Below are 17,798 nucleotides of genomic sequence, written 5' to 3'. Positions count from 1 at the left end.
ACAAAAAAGACCTCTCTCGGAGGCCTTTTTTGCAATCGTCAAATCATCACAGTGCGTTGGTCAATTCAGGCACGGCGGCAAACAAATCGGCTTCGAGGCCAAAGTCTGCCACGCTGAAGATCGGTGCTTCAGGGTCCTTGTTGATCGCCACGATCACCTTCGAGTCCTTCATGCCCGCTAAGTGCTGGATCGCGCCTGAGATGCCGCATGCGACATACAACTGCGGTGCCACAATCTTGCCGGTCTGGCCCACTTGCAGGTCATTGGCCGCGTAGCCTGCGTCCACAGCTGCACGACTGGCACCGATGGCGGCACCCAGCTTGTCGGCCAATGGCGTCATCACTTCGTTGAACTTTTCCGAGCTGCCCAAAGCGCGGCCACCGGACACGATGATCTTGGCGGCCGTGAGTTCGGGGCGGTCGTTCTTGGCGATTTCACTGCGGGTGAAGCTGCTCTTGCCGCTGTCGGCTTGTGCAGCGGCGCTTTCCACTGCGGCGCTGCCACCAGAAGCGGCTGCGGCGTCAAATCCGGTGGTGCGCACGGTGATGACTTTCGTGCCGTCTGTGCTTTGAACCGTGGCCATGGCATTGCCCGCATAGATGGGGCGCTCGAAGGTGTCGGCAGAGATGACTTGCGTCACATCGCTGATTTGGCCCACGTCCAGCTTGGCTGCCACACGAGGGGCCACGTTTTTGCCAGCAGCAGTTGCGGGAAACAGGATGTGGCTGTAGTTGGCGGCGATGGCCAGCACTTGGGCTGCGACGTTTTCGGCCAGGCCATGTGCCAGCGCTTCGCTGTCGGCGTGGATCACTTTGGACACACCTGCGATTTGGGCGGCAGCTTGCGCAGCGGCGGCGGCGTTGTGACCAGCGACCAGCACGTGCACGTCACCACCACAAGCAGCAGCGGCCGTGATGGTGTTCAAGGTTGCGCCTTTGATGGAGGCGTTGTCGTGTTCTGCAATAACAAGGGATGTCATGTTCTTCAGTCCTTAGATCACTTTGGCCACGTTCTTGAGCTTGTCCACCAGCGTGGCCACATCGGGCACCTTGATGCCGGCGCTGCGCTTGGCAGGCTCCGCCACTTTCAGGGTCTTGATGCGGGGGGCCACATCGACACCCAAGTCTTCGGGCTTGAAGGTGTCGATTTGCTTTTTCTTGGCCTTCATGATGTTGGGTAAGGTCACGTAGCGCGGCTCATTCAGGCGCAAGTCGGTGGTCACCACCGCAGGCAGGCTGATGCTCAGCACTTCCAAGCCACCATCGATCTCACGGGTCACTTGGGCTTTGCCGTCCACGATTTCAACCTTGGAGGCGAAGGTGGCTTGGGGCAAATCGGCCAAAGCGGCCAACATCTGGCCGGTTTGGTTGCAGTCGTCGTCGATGGCTTGTTTGCCCAAGATGATCAGACCGGGTTGCTCTTTGTCCACCAGGGCCTTGAGCAGTTTGGCCACCGCCAAAGGTTGCAGGTCCAAGTCAGCGGGGGTCTCGACCAAAATGCCGCGGTCGGCACCAATGGCCATGGCGGTGCGCAGGGTTTCCTGGCACTGGGCCACGCCACAAGAGACAGCGATGACTTCGGTGGCCAAACCTTTTTCTTTCAGTCGCACGGCTTCTTCGACGGCGATCTCGTCAAAAGGGTTCATGCTCATCTTGACGTTGGCGATGTCCACGCCCGAACCATCGGACTTGACACGGACCTTGACGTTGTAGTCCACCACCCGTTTGACGGGAACGAGAATTTTCATGAAAGCTTCTCCATTGATATCAAAACCCAAGCACCTTCAAACGCCATGATGTCGTTGACGTTACGTAAACGTCAATTGTGCATCAAAACCGCCATAAAGGCACCCCACATTTCTCAAAAAAGCACGATCGTTCGTATTTTAGACCGGTTTTCTGAAAACCATTTTGGTTGCTTGTCTATCCTACCCCCGGGAATTCACCGACCAATCGGTAGGCAAATCAGGGTTAACATTAATTGTCTTGTGGATCGTTCAATATTACGATTATGTTTTGTAACCAAATCAATGGGGCAATTGGATGAAAAAAACTTTGATCTCCCTGGCTGCTGCAGCCCTGGCCAGCTTCAGTGGCTTGGCTCAATCACAGACCGTCTTGACCGTTTCAAGCTGGGTCCCACCCACACACGGGCTGTCGATGTCGCAAAAAGAATGGTGTGACGACCTGGCGGCCAAAACCTCCAACCGCGTGCGCTGCAACATCCTGCCCCGCGCGGTCACCCCTGCTCCAGGAACTTTTGACGCGGTCAAAAATGGTCTGGTCGATGTGTCTTTCACGGTACACGGCTACACCCCAGGACGGTTTATCCTGTCGCAAATGGCCGAGTTCCCATTTTTGGGCGACCGTGCTGAGCCCCTGTCCGTGGCTTTTAACCGCATCGCCAGCAAATACCCCGAATTCGCAGCAGAACACCAAGGCGTGAAGGTTTTGGGTTACTTCACTCATGGTCCAGGGATTGTGTTCAACACCAAAAAACCGATCACACGTGTGGAAGACCTCACCGGTTTGAAGTTCCGTGTTGGCGGCGGCATGGTCAACGAGATTTCCAAAACACTGGACATGAACGTGACCCTCAAGCCTGCACCGGAGTCTTTTGAGTTGTTATCGAGTGGCGTGATGGACGGCACCTTGTTCCCGGCCGAGTCCACAGACTCATTCAAGATTGACAAGATCATCAAACACGCCACCCAGTTTCCTGGTGGCCTGTACAACACCAGCTTCGTCTTCATGATGAACCCAGCCAAGTACAACAGCCTCTCGGCGGACGACAAAAAAGTGGTGGACGAGTTGTCGGGTGAAGCCGTTGCACGTCGCTTTGGTAAAGCTTGGGACCGTGTAGACGATCAGGCTTTGACCAATATGCAAAAAAATGGCGTGAAAGTCATCAAGGCGGACAACAGCTTTGTCAGTGGCGTCACCGTTCGGATCAGCAAACTGGAACGAGACTGGGCCCAAGCCGCCAAAGCCAAAGGCTTGAAAGACCCTTCAGGAACTTTGTCTGAATTCCGCGCTGAAATCGCCAAGCTGCAAAAACAAAAATGATCCGACATACCCCGAGTGAAATGCGCGGGGTGTGGACAGGACCAGCGGTATTTGCCCATCAGCAAATACCGTTTTTTTTATGGGTGACAAGTTGAAAAAAATTCTCGAAATCCTCTGCGGATCACTTTCAGGCCTGGCCTTGTTCACCATCATGGTGCTGACTTTTCTGGATGTCTCGGGTCGCAAAATGCTCTCACACTCCATCACGGGCTCTTTGGAACTGACTGAACTGCTGATGGTGGTCGTGATTTTTGGCGCCCTGCCCTTGGTGTCCCTTAAAGGTGAGCATGTGGTGTTTGACTCGCTGGATGCGGTGCTGCCGAATTGGGTCAAAAAAATCCAACAAGGCTTGGTTCACCTGGCTTGTGCGGCACTGCTTTTTGGTCTCGCCTATTTGATGTGGCAAACAGGTGTGGAATTCGCTGTCACGGGCGAAACCACGGCCCAACTTAAAATCACCAAAGCGCCTTTCATCCAAGGCATGGGGGTTTTGTGCGGCCTCACTGGGTTGGTGCACCTGGTTAAAGTGTTCTGGTCAGGCGACGAGACCGCATCTGAGGGAGGCACGCTGTGACCGAAGCCTTATTGGGATTTTTGGCCATCTTTGTATTGGCCCTCTTGCGCATGCCTCTGGCGTTTTCCATGGGCATGGTGGGCGTCGTTGGCATTGGTCTGACCCGTGGCTGGCTCCCCGCCATGGCCAGCACCGCACAAGTGGTTCATGAGACCGGTTTTGCATACACCTTGTCGGTGATCCCACTGTTTATTTTGATGGGCAATTTTGTGGCTCGGGCGGGTCTGGCGCACGAATTGTTTCATGCGGCTTACACCTTCATCGGGCACCGCAAAGGCGGGCTGGCCCATGCAACCATTGCCGCTTGCGCTGGTTTTGGTGCGATTTGTGGCTCGTCGATTGCCACAGCCGCCACCATGAGCAAAGTCGCATACCCTTCGATGAAAAAACTGGGTTACAGCGATGCCATGTCAACGGGTGTGATCGCAGCGGGTGGCACCTTGGGCATCATGATTCCACCCTCCACCATTTTGGTGATCTACGGCATCATCACAGAAACCCACATCGGCAAACTTTTTGCTGCCGGGGTGCTGCCCGGGATTTTGACCGCCTGCCTGATGATGCTGGCAGTGGTGCTGATGACTTGGCATGACCCAGAACATGCCCCCGCTGGCGAAAAATTCAGCTGGACAGAGCGATTCAAGGCAGTGCGCGGTATCTGGGGCGTGCTGCTGTTGGTGGTACTGGTGCTCGGCGGCATTTATGGTGGATTTTTCACCGCCACGGAAGGCGCAGGCATGGGGGCCACCGGTGCCTTTCTTTTTGCATTGGCACGCAAAGCACTGTCTTGGAAAGTACTGGGCGAAGTTCTTGTGGAATCGGCACGCACCACGGCCATGCTGTTCACCTTGCTCATTGCAGCCACCATATTTGCCAATTTCGTCAACTACACCAGCTTGCCTTTTGAGCTCAAGGACTGGATCACTGGGTTAGGCCTATCGCCCATCATGATCGTGGCCGCCATGATGCTGATCTATGTGCTGCTGGGCACCGTGATGGAAGAACTCACCATGGTCTTGTTGACCATTCCACTGTTTTTCCCGATCGTGGTGCAACTGGGTTTTGACCCCGTCTGGTTTGGCGTGCTGATCGTGATGGTGATTCAGATCGGCCTGATCTCACCACCCGTGGGCATGAACCTGTTTGTGCTCAACACATTGCTCCCTAACGTGGGGCTGGGCACCATCTTCCGTGGTGTTTGGCCGATGGTGATGGTGCTGGTCATCACCTTGGGCATTTTGCTCGCTTTCCCAGCGATCAGTCTGTGGCTGCCTTCGATGATGGATTGACCATGTGCATCACCCGCTGCGGGTACGGGATCTCGATCTTGTGCTCGCGCAGTGCGGCCAAGATCAGCATGTTGATGGTTGAGCGCAAGGCCAGCTGGCCATTTTCTGGATCGGCAATCCAGTAACTCACGGTGAACTCCAGACCGTCCGCGCCAAACTGGCTCAAAAAGGCATTGGGCGCGGGGTCTTTGAGCACCCGCTCTTGGCTCTCGCAGGCTTCAATCAACAGCCGCCGCACCAGCTCCACATCGCTGTCATAAGCCACCGAAACAAGGGTGGTCTGGGACAACTTGGGGTCCATCAGGGTGAAGTTTTCCACCCGGTTGATGATCAAAAACTCATTGGGCACGATGGATTCGCGGCCATTGAGCGCTCGGATCACTGTGTAACGCGCCTTGATGTCAACGATACGGCCTTCAAACCCGTCCACCAGCACCATGTCCCCGATGCGCATGCTGCGCTCGGCCAGGATCACAAAACCGCTGACGTAGTTGGAGGCCAATTTTTGCAGGCCAAAACCAATGCCCACGCCCACCGCACCGCCCAGCACCGACAAGGCCGTCAAATCAATGCCCACCGAGGACAGCGCCAACAGCAAGCCCACAAACATGAGCAATGCCCGCACCGTGTTGCTGATGACCTTGCGCAGCGACAAATCGCTGCCCGTGGCCGACTTGAGCAAACGCGCCTCGATGGCCGCCGAGATCCACAGCGCCACAATCAGCACTGCACCGGCCGTGAGCGCCCCCTCGATCAAGGTACGCACAGACAACACGCTGCCGCCGATCTTCCAGCTGATCTGATCGAGCTCGTTGAGCACCAAAGGCAAAATGCCCGTGACCCACAACACCACGGCACCCCAGGCCAGCCAGGAGATGGTGCGCTCCAGCACCCGCACAAAGGGTGCATTGGCAAACGCCACCTGCAGCACCTTCACACCCAAGCGGATCACCGCCAGCGAAATGCACACAGGCAACAAAACCACAAACAAGGGCGCGGGTTGCTGCTGGGTCAGCAAAGTTCGGGCGACAAAAGTCAGCCCCAAAAGCAGCATTGGAAACAGGACCCCATCCACCAGCTGACGCCCCAGCAAAATGGCCATGTCTTGACCATTGAACACACGGCGCACGCCCCAGGTCATGAGCCAGGCCAGCACCAAACAAACCGCAAAGGCACCCAGGACCATCAAAGACTCGGGCCGCGCCAAAGAGAGCAACAAACCCATCGGATCGACCACCGCCATATTGCTCATGCCCGCCATGTCGGTGTCCTTTTGTCGATGAAGGCCTGCACGCCCTCTTGTGCCACCTCGTGCACCATGTTGCAGGCCATGGTCTGGCCCGCCAACTGGTAAGCCGCTTCAATGCCCATTTCGCGCTGTTGGTAAAACAAGGCCTTGCCCACCCGCACAGCCTCACGCGGTTTGGCCAAGATAGCGTTCACCAAATCGTCGATCTGCACATCCAATTCGGCCGCCGCGCACACGCGGTTGACCAGCCCGCGGCTTTGGGCCTCGGCCGCTGAAATAAAGCCCCCCGTCAGCAGCATCTCCATGGCCTGCTTGGCGTGCATATTGCGCACCAGCGGCACACTGGGCGTGGCACAAAACAAGCCCACATCGATGCCGTTGACCCCAAAGGTGGCGCTGTCGACCGACACCGCCAAATCGCACTGCGCCACCAACTGGCAACCCGCCGCCGTGGCCAGGCCCTGCACCCGGGCGATCACAGGCACAGGTAGCTTTTGAATCGTCATCATCATGCGGCTGCACTGGGCAAACAGCTGCTGGTAATAGGCCAGCTCGGGCTGGGCCCGCATTTCCTTGAGGTTGTGCCCTGCGCAAAAGGCCTTGCCCGCCGCGCCCAACACCACCACACGGGCCTGCTCGTCTTGCGCAACCGCGCTCAAGGCTTTTTGCAGCGCGGTCAGCATCGCCTCGCTCAAGGTGTTGAAGCTGGCGGGGCTGTTGAGCGTCAAGCGATGCACACCCCGCGCGTCGCGCTCGTGCAGCAGCAGCTCGGGGGTGTTGGGGGTGTTTGAATCGGTCATGGCGTCGATTGTGCCAAACCCTCACCCCCAGCCGTTTTTAAACGTCGGCCAGCACGCGCAGGTGCGCTTCCACACTGCGCCCCAGCGCACTCAGGTTGTAGCCACCCTCCAGGCAGCTCACGATGCGGCCTTTGGCATGGCGCAGCGCCACCTCTTTGATGCGCTGGGTGATCCAGGCGTAGTCCTGCTCCACCAGGCCCATCTGGCCCATGTCGTCTTCGCGGTGGGCATCAAAACCCGCGCTGATGAAAATCAGCTCTGGTTTGTGTGCCTCTAGGCGCGGCAACCACATCATGTCCACCAACTCGCGGATGTCCATGCCCCGGGTGTAGGCCGGCACCGGCAAATTGACCAAGTTGGCCGCAGTTGATGTGGAGCCACCTTCTGGGTAAAAAGGGTGCTGAAAAAAACTCACCATCAAGATGCGCTCGTCGCCCGCCACGATGTCTTCGGTGCCATTGCCGTGGTGCACATCAAAGTCCACGACCGCCACCCGCTTGAGCCCATGCCGCTCCAGCGCGTACTTGGCCGCGATGGCCACGTTGTTGAAAAAACAAAAACCCATGGCCTTGTCGCGGCAAGCGTGGTGACCGGGCGGACGCACAGCGCAAAAGGCATTTTCCAGCTCGCCCGCCAGCACGGCATCGGTCGCATCGAGCGCAGCACCCGCCGCAACCAATGCTGCGTCCCAGGTGTGAGCGTTGATGAGGGTGTCCGGATCCAAACTGGTGTGGGTGGGGCCGCCCGCGGCCATGTCTTCGCGCAAAGCATCGCCCAAACCACGCAAGGCCGCCACATGCATGCGGCCGTGGGCCAGTTCGATGTCGGCCAAAGAAGCGGGGCTCGCCTCTCGCCTTTGCAGAGCCATGTCCACCCCACTGATCAGCAAGCGGTCTTCGATGGCCCCCAAGCGCTCTGGACACTCCGGATGACCAGCGCCCATCTCGTGCTTCCAGCAAGAGGGATGGGTGAAATAACCTGTCGCGCCCATGAATGTGTCTTCCCGATGCATCACAGCCAACAAGACTGTTGTTTTTGAAGAATTGAACAAATTTTCAGGGTTCCAGCTTAGCACGGGCACCCGCGCCCGGCGTTTAAACTCAAGGCAATGCATGTGATCAAAACCCATCCCAAGTCCAGCCACCGCAAACCCTCTCAGGGCATGGCCTCCATGGGTCTGGCTCTGGTGGTGGGCGCTCTGACTGCATGGGCCGCGGCCATCACACCCGTTCACGCTCAAACGGCCCCAGGCGCTGAGCCCCAACAGGCCAAGAGGCCAACCAAACCCAAGGCACAACCTGCCCAAACCGCCCAAGCCAAGACGCCGCAGCGCAAAAAAAATGCGGCTCCAAAAAAACAAGCGCCCCGCCCTGCTCGCCAAGCCGCCGTGACGGGCATGCCACTGGCCAGCACCGCGCAAACCCAGGCCTGGGTGCAAGATGCCGTACAGCGCCTGCAACTGGACCCGATCTGGGTCCAAAACACCTTGGCACAGGCGCAGCGCCTGCCCTCGGTCGAGCGGCTGGTGCTGCCCCCCAGCAGCCCCACGGCCAAAAACTGGGCCGCCTACCGCGCCCGATTCATTGAACCCATCCGAATCCAGGCGGGCCTGCGCTTTTGGCAAAACAACCGCAACGCCTTAGAGCGAGCCGAGCGTGAATACGGAGTGCCCGCATCGGTCATCGTCGGCATCATTGGGGTGGAAACTTTGTACGGCCAAAACACCGGCAACTTCCGAATTCTTGACGCCCTGGCCACACTGGCCTTCCACTTCCCCAGCGCCCACCCCCGAGCGGCTGCACGCCAAGCCTTTTTCCAAAGCGAGTTGGAGCAATTTTTGTTGCTCACCTCACGCAGCGGAGCCAACCCTCTCAACGTCCGGGGCAGCTACGCCGGGGCCATGGGCCTGCCGCAATTCATGCCGTCAAGCTGGGCCAAATTTGCCGTGGACTTTGATGGGGACGGACGCATCGACCTGTTTGGCAGCCCCACCGACGCCATTGGCTCGGTGGCCAATTACTTCAAGGCCTTTGACTGGCGCCCCGGCATGCCCACGCATTACCCGGTCACCCTGACACCGGGCCAATCCAATATGGACAGCCTGCTCGCCCCCGACATCCTGCCCACCTTCAGTGTGACCAGCTTTGTTAGCCAGGGTGCGGCCCTGTCAGGCGCCGCGCTGCAGCACCCAGGCCCACTGGCCTTGATCGAACTGCTCAACGGGCCCGATGCCCCCAGCTATGTGGCCGGCACGGAGAACTTCTACGCCATCACGCGCTACAACTGGTCCAGCTACTACGCCATGGCCGTGATCGAGTTGGCCGAAGCGGTAGCGCGGGAAATGCAAGGCAAGCCATGAACCCGCTGAACCCCAAGAAACTGCTGCTGACCAAATGGACCGCGGTGAAACCTGTGGCCAAGCAAAAGCACTTTTTGGTCAGCCGGGTGATTCAACCCGTTGAGCCCACGAACCCAATTGAGCAGGTGGAAATCGAGGCAGTTTTCTCAAAGGCCACGAAGATCGTTGCCTGGCGGGATCTGCAGGACGACAGCGTGTGGCGGCAAGGTTGGGTTTGATCAAGAGTCCGCTTTGAAACCCAGCGCTGTCACCAAACGTCGCGCCATTTCAGAGTCTTCTGTAAGACGACGCGTGTGTTCAGCTGTGGTGCTGGCCTCCAGGTTGGCGGCCAGGGGGGTCACAAAGTCCCGGACATCTTGCTGGTTCATGGCCAGGCGCAGCGCCGCATTGAGGTTTTGCTTGACCGCTTCACTGACCCCTGCTGGGGCAAAGAAACCAAACCATTCCCGGACCAACAATTCGCCGAAGCCTTGTTCGCGGTAGGTGGGTACGTCGGGGGTGAACACTGCCCGATCAGGGCCTGAGGTGGCCAGAATCCGAATTCTGCCGCTTTTGTGGTGTTGTACCCAATCACCCAAGGGCGATGACATGCCTGCGAGTTGCCCGCCCATCACCTGTGGGATCGCGGGGCCAGAGCCTGCGAAAGGGACATTGGTGATTTGGAAACCGCCCAACATGGCCAAACGTCCCGCCAACAAATGCGGCATGGAGCCCGCTGCCGGGTTGCCAATGCTGGCCTTGCCTGGGTTGGCCTTGGCCCATTCGACAAAATCCTTGATGTTCTTGACCGAGTCGGGCACAGCAGGTCCCACTACAAACGCGTGATCGGTGGAATGTCCAATGCCAAGGGGTGCCACATCCGATTGCGCATAACTCAGCCGCGAATACGAGTGCGGATAAATCGTCAACATAGAAGCTGGCGAATACAGGATGTGGGCTCCATCGGCCGCCGCAGACTTGAGCGTGGTGACGCCAATCTGTCCGCCAGCACCGGGTTTGTTGTCAACGATGACGTTGTTGGCATAAGTACCACGCAGTTTCTCGGAAATCCGACGAGCGAATGCGTCGGTCGTACCACCCGGCGGAAATCCCACAATGATGCGCAGATTTTCCAAGCGGGTTTGTGCAAAGTTGGGAAGATGGGCCAAACCCAGCATACTGGCAGCGGCACCTTGCATCAATTGGCGGCGGGTGGTCATGAATGGGGACTCCTCAAGTCGTGTCAATGAAAAACAACCGATTTATTGAAACACTTCAAATCGAATACGAAGAGAGGGTATTCACTGATCTTTTTTCTTTGAAGAAGGACTCCAAAAAGAGGGTGTCTTAAATTTTGTGTAAACGGTCAATTGGCAGGAAACTGCCAAACATCGAGAAAGATGAACCATGACCGTCAGTAACAAATTGATCGACCAGCTGCTCGCTGGCTAGAAAAAGCCTGAAGACCTTGTCGGAGAAAACGGCCTGCTCAAGCAGCTGACCAAGCGCCTGATCTCCTCGGTCACTGATGCCGTGATGGACGAAGCCAAGGCGTGGCAAGCCAGGCCCCTGGAGGCGCTGTACCCGATCGTTTATCAGGACTGCACCCATGTCAAAACCCGTGACTCTGGCGCGGTCAGGGCCAAGGCGGTTTACCTGGCGCTGGGCATCAACATGGCGGGCGAGAAGGAGATCCTGGGCCTGTGGATCGCTCAGACCGAGGGGGCCAAGTTCTGGCTGCAGGTGGTCACGGAGCTCAAGAACCGGGGCGTGGTCGACATCTTCATCGCCTGCGTGGACGGATTGAAGGGGTTTCCAAAGGCGATTGAGGCGGTGTACCCGCAAACGGCGGTGCAGTTGTGCGGGGTCCACATGGTGCGCCACAGCCTGAACTGTGTGAGCTGGAAAATGCGCAAAGCGGTGGCCGCAGATCTGAAGACCGTCTACAGCGCCGCAACCGCCGACGAAGCCGTGCTGCGGCTGGAGGAGTTCGCGGACCAATGGGGCCAAGACTACCCGACCATTGTGAAATCGTGGCGCAGCAACTGGCCGCGGATCGTGCCGTTCTTTGAGTATCCGCCATAGATTCGTCGGATCATTTACACGACCAACGCCATCGAGTCGGTGAACATGAGCCTGCGCAAGGTGACCAAGAACCGTGGCTCGTTTTCCAGCGATGAGGCTTTGCTCAAATTGTTTTACCTGGCGCTGAACAACATCAGCAGGAAGTGGACGATACCGCTCAGAGATTGGAAAGCGGCCTTAACCCGTTTTACCATTCAGTTCGAAGGCAGGATGCCCAAGGACTGATCCCAGCCCCGTTTACACAAAAACTCTGTACACCCTCTTCACTGGATGGCTTGGCTGCAAGGCCCTCGAACTGAATTGACATCACAGAAGGCTGACGGTGTTTGAGGGGCGGGTTAAGCCAGATCGAGTTAAGGCTTAGGGCGATAAACTGGTCTCAATGGCCGACGGATTACAGCAAAAAGATTGATGTGCATCAAAACAACAATCGTTTGAATTCAGGAGAATTCCACCGCAATTGACGCAGTTACTCTTATGAAATTCAAAAATATCGTCCCTACGCAAGTTGAAAGAATTTTGGCCGATAGCGAATTGATCATCTCCAAAACAGATACCAAGGGCAAAATCACTTACGGCAACAGACCATTCCAAGACTATTCAGGGTTCTCAGAAAATGAATTGCTGGGAGTTCAGCACAACATCGTTCGTCATCCCGACATGCCACGCGCGGTGTTCAAATTGCTGTGGGATGAAGTGCAAGCAGGCAGAGAGGTATTTGCTTTTGTAAAAAACCTCAGCAAAGACGGTTCGTTTTATTGGGTGTTTGCGAACGTCACCCCTTCATTTGACATGGAAAAAAACATCGTGGGTTACTTCTCTGTGCGCAGAAAACCCAAGCGCAGCGCATTACCCCAAATAGCGGTTCTCTATCAAAAAATGTTGCACGCCGAGCGCCAAGCAGGTTCTCGTGATGCCATCGAAGCATCGCTCCAAATTTTGCGCGATGCATTGAAAAACGCGCACTCCACCTACGAGGAGTGGGTCTTGAATTTGCAAAACGCCTAATTTGAAGGGGTCGAAGCGATCTACCCATTGACTGATGGCCAGCCAATGGCGGCCATCAGCCTTGGTGCGCTTTCATCGCCTTGCCCACCTCCAGCGCCCCTTGCTCGGAACCCGAACGCGGCACCGTCTCGCCATGGCGGTCGGTGACCTGCGACATGGCAGCCAACAGGCGCTCGGCGGTATCGGGGCCTGTGCCCAAATGCACGCCTTGCGTCAGGGTGATGTGGGCCACCTCAAAGCTGCCAGCACCTGCGCAAATGATGGTCCGGTTGGGCGCGTCCTCGCTGGCCATGACCAGCATGGCGGGCACCACGGCGCTGGGGTCCAGGGCCTGCAACACAGCCTCGGGCATCAGGCCTTCGGTCATGCGGGTGGCGGCCGTGGGGGCCAAACAGTTCACGCGGATGTGGTTTTTTTCGCCCTCAATGGACAAGGTTTGCATCAGGCCCGCCAAAGCCATTTTGGCCGCGCCGTAATTGGCCTGGCCAAAGTTGCCGTACAGACCGCTGGATGAGGTTGTCATGACAACGCGGCCATAGTTTTGCGCTTGCATGATCGGCCACACCGCCTTGGTGCAATGCACCGCGCCCATGACGTGCACGTCCATGACCAGCTTGAAGTCGGCCAATTCCATCTTGGCAAAGCTCTTGTCGCGCAGGATGCCCGCGTTGTTCACCAAAATGTCCACCCGGCCCCAGGCGTCCACCGCCTGCTGCACCATGGCCTTGACGGCCTCAAAGTCGGTGACCGATGCCCCGTTGGCGAGGGCTTCGCCACCGGCTGCGCGGATTTCGTTGACCACCGCTTGCGCGGCCGACACCGAGCCACCCACCCCGTGCACATCACCTCCCAGGTCGTTGACCAGCACTTTGGCCCCGCGTGCGGCCAGCGCCAGCGCGTGCTGCTTGCCCAAACCGCCGCCTGCGCCCGTGACGATGGCCACGCGGCCTTTGAAATCGATGCTCATGTGTTTTCCTTGTGACATTGAATGACGGGACTGGTCTGTTCCATCTGCTAATCTGACCCCGATGACCCTGCAGCCCGCTGTGCATGGACTTTAAACCAGCCCCCGGGCACCACCTGTTACCCGATTGACATCCTCATGGAACTGAACACCACCATCCTGACCGCCCCCCCTCTGGACGCCGCCACCGTGGTGATGCTGCGCGATGGCCCCGGTGGCCTGCAGGTGCTGCTGATGCGCAGGCACCAAGCCTCCAACGTGCTGGGCGGTGCGTATGTGTTCCCGGGTGGAAAACTCGACTTGGAAGACCAGAACCCGGCCTGGCTGCAGCGCCTGAGCCAGGACAGCGCCACCTTGAACCAAAGGCTGAACGAACCCGATATCCCTGGAGAACGCGCCGCGGGCCTGTTTGTCGCCGCCATGCGCGAAGCCTATGAAGAGTGCCGGGTGCTGTTGGGTTGCACACCGCATGCGCAGACCCAAGCCCAGGCCCTGCTGCAAGCCCTGCGCAGCGGCCAGAGCTGGCACGAGGCCTTTGCGGCCCAGGCCTTGGCCTTGCACACCGAGCCCCTGCTGCCCTGGTGCCGCTGGATCACACCTCGCCAGGCCTCGGTGACCAACAAACGTTTTGACACCCGATTTTTTGTGACCCAGGTGCCCGATGACCAACTGGCCGAGCACGACAACTTTGAGGCCACCGAAGCGCTGTGGATCCAGCCCCGCGAGGCGCTGCTGCGCTACTGGGACCGCGAGATCGAGTTGGCCCCGCCCCAAATCATGAGTTTGGTGCACCTGAGCCGCCACCCACATGCCCAAAGCGTGCTGGCCGAGGCACAAAACCGCCGCCCCCCCGTCATCGAGCCAGAACCCTTTGACCAAGACGGCATCCGCACCATCTGTTACCCGGGCGATCCGCGGCACTCGGTCCGGCAAGCGGCCTTTCCAGGCCCCAGCCGTTTGATGTTCAAAAATAAACGTTTTGAACCCGAGACGGGTTTGGCCGGATTGCTTGACTAGAATACACAGTTAACACGTTTCATTTGCTTACGTGATTTTTGTATTCACTTGTAACATCGTTTCATGAGCCAAACACCTCAGCCCATCTATTTGTCCATTGAACGGGCCATGGAGTTCATTGGTGATGCCAATGGCGTGTTGTCCCTGCTCAAAACGCTGCAGCAAACCCTGAGCGACGACCTGCCACGGCTGCAGGAGTTGCTGGACAAAGGTGAGGTGTACGCCGCCAACCGCATCCTGCACCAGCTCAAGGGCTTCACGCCCGTGTTTTGTGTGGACAGCCTGGTCGAGCTGGTTGTCCAGGTAGAAGGCATGAGCAAACACGCCGAGGCCAGCGAGTTGCGCACAGCCTACGCACAGCTGTCACCCCAACTGGAAGCCTTGCGCCAGGAAGTGCTTGATCACCTGAGCCGCCACAGCGCGGCCTGATCCTCAGCGCGTGCCACAAACCAGCGGTCAATCCAGCCTGACCCACCAACAACAACGGGCCCCTTGGGGCCCGTTGTGTTTTGTCAAGCGGCGGATTACTTCAAAGCCTTGAAGCGCACGCGCTTGGGCTTGGCACCCTCTTCGCCCAGACGCTTTTTCTTGTCGGCTTCGTACTCTTGGTAGTTGCCGTCAAAGAACACCCATTGGCTGTCGCCTTCGGCGGCCAGGATGTGGGTGGCAATGCGGTCCAGGAACCAGCGGTCGTGGCTGATGACCATGACCGAGCCCGCAAACTCCAGCAACGCGTCTTCCAGGGCACGCAAGGTTTCCACGTCCAGGTCGTTGGAGGGCTCGTCCAGCAGCAACACGTTGCCGCCTTCAATCAAAGTCTTGGCCAAGTGCAAACGGCCGCGCTCACCGCCCGACAACATACCAACCTTCTTTTGCTGGTCGCCACCGTTGAAGTTAAAGCGCCCGCAATACGCGCGGCTGGCCATCTGGAACTTGCCCACGTTGATGATGTCCAGGCCACCCGAGACGTCTTCCCACACGGTTTTGTTGTTGTCCAGGTCGTCACGGTTCTGGTCCACAAAGGCCATCTTCACGGTCTGACCGATGGTGACTTCACCGCTGTCCGGCTGCTCTTTGCCTGCGATCAGCTTGAAAAGGGTTGACTTGCCGGCGCCGTTAGGGCCGATGATGCCGACGATGGCGCCCGCAGGCACTTTAAAGCTCAGGTTGTCGATCAGCAAACGGTCACCAAAGGACTTGCTCACGTTCTTGAACTCGAACACTTCATTGCCCAAACGCTCGGCCACAGGGATGAAGATCTCCTGCGTCTCGTTGCGCTTTTGGTATTCGTGGTCGCTCAACTCTTCGAAGCGGGCCAAACGGGCCTTGCTCTTGGCCTGACGGCCCTTGGGGTTGGCACGCGCCCACTCCAATTCTTTCTTCATGGCCTTGGAGCGGGCGTCTTCGGTGCGCTGCTCGGTGGCCAAACGGGCCTCTTTTTGCTCCAACCAGCTGGAGTAGTTGCCTTTGTAAGGAATGCCGGAGCCCCGGTCGAGTTCCAAAATCCACTCGGCGGCGTTGTCCAGGAAATAGCGGTCGTGGGTGATGGCCACCACCGTGCCCGAAAAACGCTGCAAGAACAGCTCCAACCAGTCCACCGATTCGGCGTCCAAGTGGTTGGTGGGCTCGTCGAGCAGCAGCATGTCGGGGCGCGAGAGCAGCAAACGGCACAGGGCCACACGGCGTTTTTCACCGCCCGACAGTTTGCCGATGATGGCGTCCCATGGGGGCAGACGCAAGGCATCGGCGGCGATTTCCAGCTGGTGCTCAGATGCGTCACCTGCGGTGGAGATGATGGCTTCGAGCTTGGCCTGCTCGGCGGCCAAGGCGTCAAAGTCGGCGTCTTCTTCGGCATAAGCGGCATACACCTCTTCCAGGCGGGCCTGGGCGGCCTTGACTTCGCCCATGCCGCTTTCCACGGCTTCGCGCACGGTTTGCTCAGGGTCCATCACAGGTTCTTGCGGCAGATACCCGATTTTCAGGCCCGCCATAGGAATGGCTTCGCCTTCGATTTCCTTGTCGATGCCCGCCATGATCTTGAGCAAAGTGGACTTGCCCGAGCCGTTGGTGCCCAACACGCCAATCTTGGCGCCGGGAAAGAAAGACAGCGAAATGTCTTTGAGAATATGACGTTTGGGCGGCACGATCTTGCCAACCCGGTTCATCGAAAATACGTATTGAGCCATGTGTAAACCTGAATAAAAGTAGGCAGAGACTGTGCACCCCCAGCGTGCCCGCTCTGCGCCGCATGCCTGCTGAAGGAATCAGGCGCGGTGTGTGCAACCCGGCATTATCCCAGCTTGTCGGACAAACCGGCAAAAATCAAACCGAACGCTCGCTCACCGGTCCCGAACGGCTGGAAAACTGCACCCGGCTGTCCATCGCCTCCAGTTGCACCCGGGCACTGCGCTGGCCATAGACTTCTGCACGCAACCAGTCGCACTCGGCGTCCAGCAAAGCGTCCGAGGCCAAGCTGCACCACCAGACCCGGCCTTCGCCGTCCCAACGGTAGCCCCGGGCTTTGAGCTTGTCTTTGGACTCGAACGGCGCCCCCGTGGCCCGCAGCTTGTAGCGGCTCTGCCCTGCCCCGGCCAACAAGCGGGACAGGCCCGTTTGGCCATCGGCCAAGGGCGAGGACAACACCTGCAGCAAAGCATGGCAATCCACTTGCGCCCGGTGCGCGTCGTAGAACCAGCCGCGCTCTGACGCCAAAAACTCCAGCTTGGCCGAGCCGCTGCCCTCTTTTTTCCAGTCAATCCCCTGAAAAGAACAGCCCCAGGCTTTGGCGGCAAACACCGGGAAACGCGCCTCGACAAAGGGCCGGTCAAACCCAGCGTTGTGCGCCACAACCAAATCGGCCGCTTGCACCAAGGCGTTCACGGCCGCGTCGTCGATGCGTTGGCCCTGCACCATGCTGTCGTCAATGCCGGTGATCTCGGTGATCTGGGGCGGAATCGGCCGGCCTGGGTCTTCGAACGACTCGTAAACCGTGACCGGGCCCACAGGCAAGCCGGTCGCGCTGTCCACCAGCACCGACAACATGGCCAGCTCAATGACTTTTTCGCTCTTGCTATCCAGCCCGGTGGTTTCGGTGTCCAGCACGATCACGCGCTGGGTGGCTTGCCCGTTCACCGGCCCATAGTCGGTGCGCGGCACCAGACGCCGCAAAACACGAAAGTCGGGGTGCTGCGCCAAGGCCTGGGCCATGGCTTCGGGGTCGCTGGCCTGCGCCACCAAGGGTGCAGCTACGGGCGCCGCTGGGAGAGCCACGGCAACAAGGGAGTCGGGCGCCACCGCAAGGGCTTCGGCAGGTGTCACCACCGAGGCCGGAGGGCTGACAGACTTTGAAGCCTTAGCGGGCTGGGCAGGTTTTTCGGCAGATTCGGCCTCAAAGCCGAAAAAACTCATC

At 58.4% G+C, this 17,798-nt stretch carries 18 protein-coding genes and 1 pseudogene; 9 read left to right on the top strand and 10 right to left on the bottom strand.

Translation table 11 applies throughout. From position 1 onward, the window contains the following. Positions 1-46: 46 nt before the first annotated feature. Together L63ED372_RS04805 and L63ED372_RS04800 are read right to left on the bottom strand one after the other, a co-directional pair. The gene (locus L63ED372_RS04805) at positions 47-979 is read right to left on the bottom strand and encodes an electron transfer flavoprotein subunit alpha/FixB family protein (RefSeq protein WP_062403934.1); all 933 of its coding nucleotides are present in this window, start codon (positions 977-979) and stop codon (positions 47-49) included. 12 nt (positions 980-991) lie between these two features. Then, positions 992-1,747, bottom strand: coding sequence for an electron transfer flavoprotein subunit beta/FixA family protein (locus L63ED372_RS04800; RefSeq protein WP_062403931.1), 756 nt, complete (start codon positions 1,745-1,747; stop codon positions 992-994). A 295-nt stretch (positions 1,748-2,042) separates the two neighbouring features. Between L63ED372_RS04800 and L63ED372_RS04795 the strand changes: the two genes are divergently transcribed. The 3 genes from L63ED372_RS04795 to L63ED372_RS04785 all read left to right on the top strand — a co-directional run bounded on the left by L63ED372_RS04795 (position 2,043) and on the right by L63ED372_RS04785 (position 4,928). Beyond that, positions 2,043-3,065, top strand: a complete 1,023-nt coding sequence (locus L63ED372_RS04795) for a TRAP transporter substrate-binding protein (protein WP_062403928.1) — start codon at positions 2,043-2,045, stop codon at positions 3,063-3,065. Between the two features lie 91 nt (positions 3,066-3,156). Further along, on the top strand, positions 3,157-3,639 hold the full coding sequence (locus L63ED372_RS04790) for a TRAP transporter small permease (RefSeq protein ID WP_231624562.1): 483 nt from the start codon (positions 3,157-3,159) through the stop codon (positions 3,637-3,639). Further along, positions 3,636-4,928: a TRAP transporter large permease gene (locus L63ED372_RS04785; protein ID WP_062403923.1), complete on the top strand. Its 1,293-nt coding sequence runs from the start codon at positions 3,636-3,638 to the stop codon at positions 4,926-4,928. The genes L63ED372_RS04790 and L63ED372_RS04785 overlap by 4 nt, the downstream gene beginning before the upstream one ends. On the opposite strand, the gene L63ED372_RS04780 is transcribed toward L63ED372_RS04785, so the two are convergent. From L63ED372_RS04780 to L63ED372_RS04770, 3 genes are read right to left on the bottom strand one after another with little or no spacing between them, the layout of a single operon-like run. After that, a complete protein-coding gene (locus tag L63ED372_RS04780; protein WP_062403921.1) occupies positions 4,897-6,189 on the bottom strand; it encodes a mechanosensitive ion channel family protein in 1,293 nt (430 codons plus the stop codon). The genes L63ED372_RS04785 and L63ED372_RS04780 overlap by 32 nt on opposite strands. Next, positions 6,177-6,977, bottom strand: coding sequence for an enoyl-CoA hydratase (locus L63ED372_RS04775; RefSeq protein ID WP_062403920.1), 801 nt, complete (start codon positions 6,975-6,977; stop codon positions 6,177-6,179). The genes L63ED372_RS04780 and L63ED372_RS04775 overlap by 13 nt, the downstream gene beginning before the upstream one ends. A gap of 37 nt (positions 6,978-7,014) precedes the next feature. Further along, positions 7,015-7,968, bottom strand: a complete 954-nt coding sequence (locus tag L63ED372_RS04770; RefSeq protein WP_062407643.1) for a histone deacetylase family protein — start codon at positions 7,966-7,968, stop codon at positions 7,015-7,017. Between the two features lie 123 nt (positions 7,969-8,091). Here L63ED372_RS04770 and mltB point away from each other — a divergent pair, with 123 nt between their 5' ends. Then, positions 8,092-9,336, top strand: coding sequence for a lytic murein transglycosylase B (mltB, locus tag L63ED372_RS04765; RefSeq protein WP_335338101.1), 1,245 nt, complete (start codon positions 8,092-8,094; stop codon positions 9,334-9,336). Further along, a complete protein-coding gene (locus tag L63ED372_RS04760; RefSeq protein ID WP_062403917.1) occupies positions 9,333-9,554 on the top strand; it encodes a TIGR02450 family Trp-rich protein in 222 nt (73 codons plus the stop codon). The genes mltB and L63ED372_RS04760 overlap by 4 nt, the downstream gene beginning before the upstream one ends. On the opposite strand, the gene L63ED372_RS04755 is transcribed toward L63ED372_RS04760, so the two are convergent. Beyond that, positions 9,555-10,535: a tripartite tricarboxylate transporter substrate-binding protein gene (locus tag L63ED372_RS04755; RefSeq protein WP_062403915.1), complete on the bottom strand. Its 981-nt coding sequence runs from the start codon at positions 10,533-10,535 to the stop codon at positions 9,555-9,557. A 127-nt stretch (positions 10,536-10,662) separates the two neighbouring features. Beyond that, a complete protein-coding gene (locus tag L63ED372_RS16675) occupies positions 10,663-10,875 on the bottom strand; it encodes a hypothetical protein (RefSeq protein WP_442915146.1) in 213 nt (70 codons plus the stop codon). On the opposite strand from L63ED372_RS16675, the pseudogene L63ED372_RS04750 reads away from it, so the two are divergent. Together L63ED372_RS04750 and L63ED372_RS04745 are read left to right on the top strand one after the other, a co-directional pair. Further along, positions 10,822-11,625, top strand: a pseudogene (locus tag L63ED372_RS04750) (IS256 family transposase); the annotation flags it as partial. The gene L63ED372_RS16675 and the pseudogene L63ED372_RS04750 sit on opposite strands and share 54 nt — an antisense overlap. Before the next feature lie 252 nt (positions 11,626-11,877). Then, the gene (locus L63ED372_RS04745; RefSeq protein WP_062403913.1) at positions 11,878-12,408 is read left to right on the top strand and encodes a PAS domain-containing protein; all 531 of its coding nucleotides are present in this window, start codon (positions 11,878-11,880) and stop codon (positions 12,406-12,408) included. Positions 12,409-12,463: 55 nt separating this feature from the next. Here L63ED372_RS04745 and L63ED372_RS04740 read toward each other — a convergent pair whose 3' ends face one another. Further along, positions 12,464-13,375, bottom strand: coding sequence for an SDR family NAD(P)-dependent oxidoreductase (locus L63ED372_RS04740; RefSeq protein WP_062403911.1), 912 nt, complete (start codon positions 13,373-13,375; stop codon positions 12,464-12,466). A gap of 135 nt (positions 13,376-13,510) precedes the next feature. On the opposite strand from L63ED372_RS04740, the gene L63ED372_RS04735 reads away from it, so the two are divergent. Beyond that, complete coding sequence (locus L63ED372_RS04735) at positions 13,511-14,389, top strand: NUDIX hydrolase (RefSeq protein WP_062403909.1); 879 nt, start codon at positions 13,511-13,513, stop codon at positions 14,387-14,389. A 63-nt stretch (positions 14,390-14,452) separates the two neighbouring features. After that, positions 14,453-14,818, top strand: coding sequence for an Hpt domain-containing protein (locus L63ED372_RS04730; protein ID WP_062403907.1), 366 nt, complete (start codon positions 14,453-14,455; stop codon positions 14,816-14,818). 95 nt (positions 14,819-14,913) lie between these two features. Here the strand turns inward: L63ED372_RS04730 and ettA are convergent, their stop codons facing one another. Both ettA and L63ED372_RS04720 read right to left on the bottom strand, forming a co-directional pair. After that, a complete protein-coding gene (ettA, locus tag L63ED372_RS04725; protein WP_062403905.1) occupies positions 14,914-16,575 on the bottom strand; it encodes an energy-dependent translational throttle protein EttA in 1,662 nt (553 codons plus the stop codon). Between the two features lie 136 nt (positions 16,576-16,711). Further along, complete coding sequence (locus L63ED372_RS04720; RefSeq protein WP_231624561.1) at positions 16,712-17,797, bottom strand: 3'-5' exonuclease; 1,086 nt, start codon at positions 17,795-17,797, stop codon at positions 16,712-16,714. Position 17,798 lies beyond the last annotated feature (1 nt).

The organism is Limnohabitans sp. 63ED37-2 (assembly GCF_001412535.1).
Taxonomy (GTDB): domain Bacteria; phylum Pseudomonadota; class Gammaproteobacteria; order Burkholderiales; family Burkholderiaceae_C; genus Limnohabitans_A.
The sequence above is the reverse complement of the archived record's forward strand: the minus strand, read 5'-3'. Positions and strand labels throughout refer to the sequence as shown.

Excerpts from the sequence above, each read along its gene's own strand:
- L63ED372_RS04720 (WP_231624561.1), bottom strand. The coding sequence starts at position 17,797 with ATGAGTTTTTTCGGCTTTGAGGCCGAATCTGCCGAAAAACCTGCCCAG.
- L63ED372_RS04730 (WP_062403907.1), top strand. The coding sequence starts at position 14,453 with ATGAGCCAAACACCTCAGCCCATCTATTTGTCCATTGAACGGGCCATG.
- L63ED372_RS04755 (WP_062403915.1), bottom strand. The coding sequence starts at position 10,535 with ATGACCACCCGCCGCCAATTGATGCAAGGTGCCGCTGCCAGTATGCTG.
- L63ED372_RS04760 (WP_062403917.1), top strand. The coding sequence starts at position 9,333 with ATGAACCCGCTGAACCCCAAGAAACTGCTGCTGACCAAATGGACCGCG.
- L63ED372_RS04805 (WP_062403934.1), bottom strand. The coding sequence starts at position 979 with ATGACATCCCTTGTTATTGCAGAACACGACAACGCCTCCATCAAAGGC.
- L63ED372_RS04770 (WP_062407643.1), bottom strand. The coding sequence starts at position 7,968 with ATGGGCGCGACAGGTTATTTCACCCATCCCTCTTGCTGGAAGCACGAG.
- L63ED372_RS04740 (WP_062403911.1), bottom strand. The coding sequence starts at position 13,375 with ATGAGCATCGATTTCAAAGGCCGCGTGGCCATCGTCACGGGCGCAGGC.
- L63ED372_RS04735 (WP_062403909.1), top strand. The coding sequence starts at position 13,511 with ATGGAACTGAACACCACCATCCTGACCGCCCCCCCTCTGGACGCCGCC.
- L63ED372_RS04775 (WP_062403920.1), bottom strand. The coding sequence starts at position 6,977 with ATGACCGATTCAAACACCCCCAACACCCCCGAGCTGCTGCTGCACGAG.
- L63ED372_RS04780 (WP_062403921.1), bottom strand. The coding sequence starts at position 6,189 with ATGGCGGGCATGAGCAATATGGCGGTGGTCGATCCGATGGGTTTGTTG.
- L63ED372_RS04800 (WP_062403931.1), bottom strand. The coding sequence starts at position 1,747 with ATGAAAATTCTCGTTCCCGTCAAACGGGTGGTGGACTACAACGTCAAG.
- ettA (WP_062403905.1), bottom strand. The coding sequence starts at position 16,575 with ATGGCTCAATACGTATTTTCGATGAACCGGGTTGGCAAGATCGTGCCG.
- L63ED372_RS04795 (WP_062403928.1), top strand. The coding sequence starts at position 2,043 with ATGAAAAAAACTTTGATCTCCCTGGCTGCTGCAGCCCTGGCCAGCTTC.
- L63ED372_RS04745 (WP_062403913.1), top strand. The coding sequence starts at position 11,878 with ATGAAATTCAAAAATATCGTCCCTACGCAAGTTGAAAGAATTTTGGCC.